The organism is Psychrobacter sp., assembly GCF_036731945.1.
Lineage (GTDB): Bacteria > Pseudomonadota > Gammaproteobacteria > Pseudomonadales > Moraxellaceae > Psychrobacter.
In genome coordinates this window covers 1-3,377 of the sequence record NZ_DAINDI010000124.1, presented here as the reverse complement: position 1 = coordinate 3,377, position 3,377 = coordinate 1, and the positions used below count along the sequence as shown (strand labels likewise).

Here is a 3,377-nt window from a genome sequence, read left to right as displayed (position 1 = left end):
ATTTTTCTTGCTTGCTGTACCTGCGCAGACAGAGGCTACGAAAAATTGATATCAGCAATACCGTGGCGTTTTTAAGATATTTTGAATATAGCATTTTTTATAAACAGATTATTCATGCTGCCCTTGATAAGTGCGCACAGACGCCTTATTAATAGGGAGTCGTTTATCATTTGTCACATTAAAGCGTTACTATTGCTTTGATAAAAAAGTTACCATTGGCTCACTTATTTCTAGCGACGACCATTATTTATTAGCCACTATTTTAGCAGGCAGAGCCAATCTTCTTAATTAAGTATATTTTGGCGCCGGATTAATTTAATAAAATATATGCGCGAATAGGTTTTATTTTCTAGTAGGTTTTATTACCAAGCGATAATGTTTACAATGATAATCATCAACAACAATGTAGCCAACAGCTAGCTTCTATTTTTTATTTTATGGACTTATAAACAGGACATCTTTATGACAGATTATGATCGCATCACTGCTAACCCGCATTTTGATATGTTGATGAGTGCGCATGACAATGTACAAAGCACGACTCAAGCCGCATTGGTTCCAATGGTGGTTGAGCAGTCAGCGCGCGGTGAACGCTCGTTTGATATTTTCTCACGCCTATTACGTGAGCGCGTTATCTTTTTGACCGGTCAAGTTGAAGACCACATGGCCAATCTTATCGTGGCGCAGCTATTATTTTTAGAAGCAGAAAACCCTGATAAAGACATTCATTTATATATCAACTCGCCCGGCGGTTCAGTCAGTGCAGGTTTGGCTATTTTTGATACCATGAACTTTATCAAACCTGAAGTCTCAACCATTTGTATGGGCGGCGCGTATAGCATGGGCTCATTCTTACTGGCAGCGGGCGAAAAAGGCAAACGTTATGCCCTAGCCAACTCGCGCGTGATGATTCACCAGCCTTCAGGTGGTGCGCAAGGTCAAGCAACCGATATCGAAATTAATGCGCGTGAAATTCTAAAAACCCGTGCGCGTTTGAACGAGATTTTGGCTGAGCGTACCGGTCAACCGGTTGAAAAAATTGAAAAAGACGTTGAGCGTGACTATTGGTTAGATGCTAAAGAGGCCAAAGAATACGGTTTGGTTGATGAAGTATTAGAGCGTCGCCCCGATTCTTTATAAGCTTTGATAATAAACGTTTAAAAGACTTTAAAACATCAGTGGCCTACATGCGATACGGTAGAAGAAATATATCCACTGCCTTACGCTTTGGCGCTCATGTCCATAATCAAAATATTGCTAAGCATTAAATTTTAGGAGTGCCTGTATATGGCAGAAGATAACACCCCGCATTGTTCGTTTTGCGGCAAAGAAAAAAGTGAAGTAAAGCAGCTGATTGCCGCTGACGACGCCAATATCTGTAATGAATGTATCGAGCTATGTACGGACCTGATTGCTGATAGCGCCGAAGATGGCGACGACGACAGCGACATTGATACCTCTTGGGTCAATAAAAAACTGCCAACGCCAAAAGAACTGCGTGCCAAACTTGATGAATATGTCATCGGCCAAGATGCGGCGAAAAAAGCCTTGGCGGTCGCGGTTTATAACCATTATAAACGCCTAAAAGTCAGCCAAACTCTAGCCAATGACAGCAAAAAAGCCAAAATCGGTGCTGATGATGCGATGGTTGAATTGGCTAAAAGTAATATCTTGCTGATTGGTCCGACGGGTTCTGGTAAAACCTTGCTCGCGCAAACACTCGCACGCTTGCTCGATGTGCCATTTGCGATGGCCGATGCGACGACGTTAACGGAAGCCGGTTATGTCGGTGAAGACGTTGAAAACATCGTGCAAAAGCTCCTGCAAGCCTCTGACTATGATGTCAGCAAAGCTGAGCAAGGCATCATCTACATTGATGAGATTGATAAAATCAGCAAAAAAGGCGATAACCCTTCTATCACTCGTGACGTGTCGGGCGAAGGCGTACAGCAAGCATTGCTGAAACTGATCGAAGGCACGGTTGCCGCTATCCCGCCACACGGTGGTCGTAAGCATCCACAGCAAGAGCTTATCCAAGTCGATACCAGCAATATCTTGATTATCGTTGGCGGCGCGTTTGCCGGTCTTGATAAAGTCATTCAGCAGCGTACGGAAAAAGGCGGTATTGGTTTTAACGCCGATGTCAGCTCAAAAGATGATAGCCGCCGCAGCTCTGATTTATTGCAGCAAGTCGAACCAGAAGATTTAATCAAATTTGGTCTCATTCCTGAATTGATTGGTCGTCTGCCTGTATTGGCTGCGCTTCAAGAGCTTGATGAAGAAGCTTTAGTACAGATTTTGACAGAACCGAAAAACGCCTTAGTAAAACAGTATAAATATCTGTTTGAGATGGAAGGCGCTGAGATTGAGTTTACCAAAGAAGCGCTTGATGCGATTGCCAAAAAAGCCATGGAGCGTAAAACCGGTGCGCGTGGTCTGCGCTCTATCGTCGAAAACGCTTTGCTTGAAACCATGTATGAGCTGCCATCGATGAAAAATGCCAAAACAGTATTGGTTGACGAGCAAGTGATTAACGAAGGCAAAACCCCTAAAATTGCATAAGTGATGATTGGGTAAAAGCACTTCATCATGTTTGACGGGCTATATGCTTAACAGGCTATTGATTTAAAAAGCGTCTGATAGTTATTCAGGCGCTTTTTTATGTCTGTGTTTTATCATTATAATCTGTTTAAAAATGACAGCTGCGTTTATCAATCGATAGCAGCCACAGGGACAAATTATGCTAAGGTAAAGCGACTTTTATACGTTATCCTTATCGACGATCAAACTCTTCAAATCAATGATACAAAGGACTGTTTATCATGCTCAACCACATTTCTAGCAATGTCTCTGCAGTAGCAAACTCTCTACGTCAGCATCTGCCTTTTCCCTCGCAGCAAGACCACGATATCACCCCTTATTATGCCAATCATGTCGCCGCTATCACTGGCGCAGGCTCTGGCATGGGGCGCGAGCTTGCCCTGCATTTAGCAAAAATGGGCTGCCATTTAGCGCTATCGGATATCAATCCTGAACAATTGGCGCAGACTAAGGAGCTACTGGTCGGCTATGATGTCAAAGTTACCACTACCGTACTCGACGTCTCGGACAATAAAGCCGTCGAAGCGTGGGCGGATAGCGTGATGGCAGAACATGGTAAAGTGAATTTTATCTTTAATAATGCAGGCGTGGCGCTCTACTCTTCCGTTGAAGGCAGCAGTATTGGCGAGCTTGAATGGGTGATGGATATCAATTTTTGGGGTGTGGTTTATGGCACCAAGGCGTTTTTACCTTTGATTAAAAATAGCGTCAAAGAAAGCGAAATTGACACTGGTAAAAAAGACAGCAAAGCACGCCAATTTAACGAACATGGTCAT

3 protein-coding genes are annotated in these 3,377 nt (G+C 43.4%); all 3 read left to right on the top strand.

Annotation, left to right across the window (positions count from 1 at the left end; genetic code table 11):
* The first annotated feature begins 510 nt into the window (after nt 1-510).
* Complete coding sequence (gene clpP, locus V7D75_RS14490; RefSeq protein ID WP_068407788.1) at nt 511-1,140, top strand: ATP-dependent Clp endopeptidase proteolytic subunit ClpP; 630 nt, start codon at nt 511-513, stop codon at nt 1,138-1,140.
* A 147-nt stretch (nt 1,141-1,287) separates the two neighbouring features.
* A complete protein-coding gene (gene clpX, locus V7D75_RS14485; protein ID WP_333615133.1) occupies nt 1,288-2,562 on the top strand; it encodes an ATP-dependent protease ATP-binding subunit ClpX in 1,275 nt (424 codons plus the stop codon).
* 260 nt (nt 2,563-2,822) lie between these two features.
* Nucleotides 2,823-3,377, top strand: a 555-nt coding sequence (locus tag V7D75_RS14480) for an SDR family NAD(P)-dependent oxidoreductase (RefSeq protein WP_333615132.1), incomplete at its 3' end; no start/stop codon positions are given.

What these genes read in the sequence shown, in the direction of transcription:
- clpP (WP_068407788.1), top strand. Translation starts at nt 511, where the DNA reads ATGAGTGCGCATGACAATGTACAAAGCACGACTCAAGCCGCATTGGTT.
- clpX (WP_333615133.1), top strand. Translation starts at nt 1,288, where the DNA reads ATGGCAGAAGATAACACCCCGCATTGTTCGTTTTGCGGCAAAGAAAAA.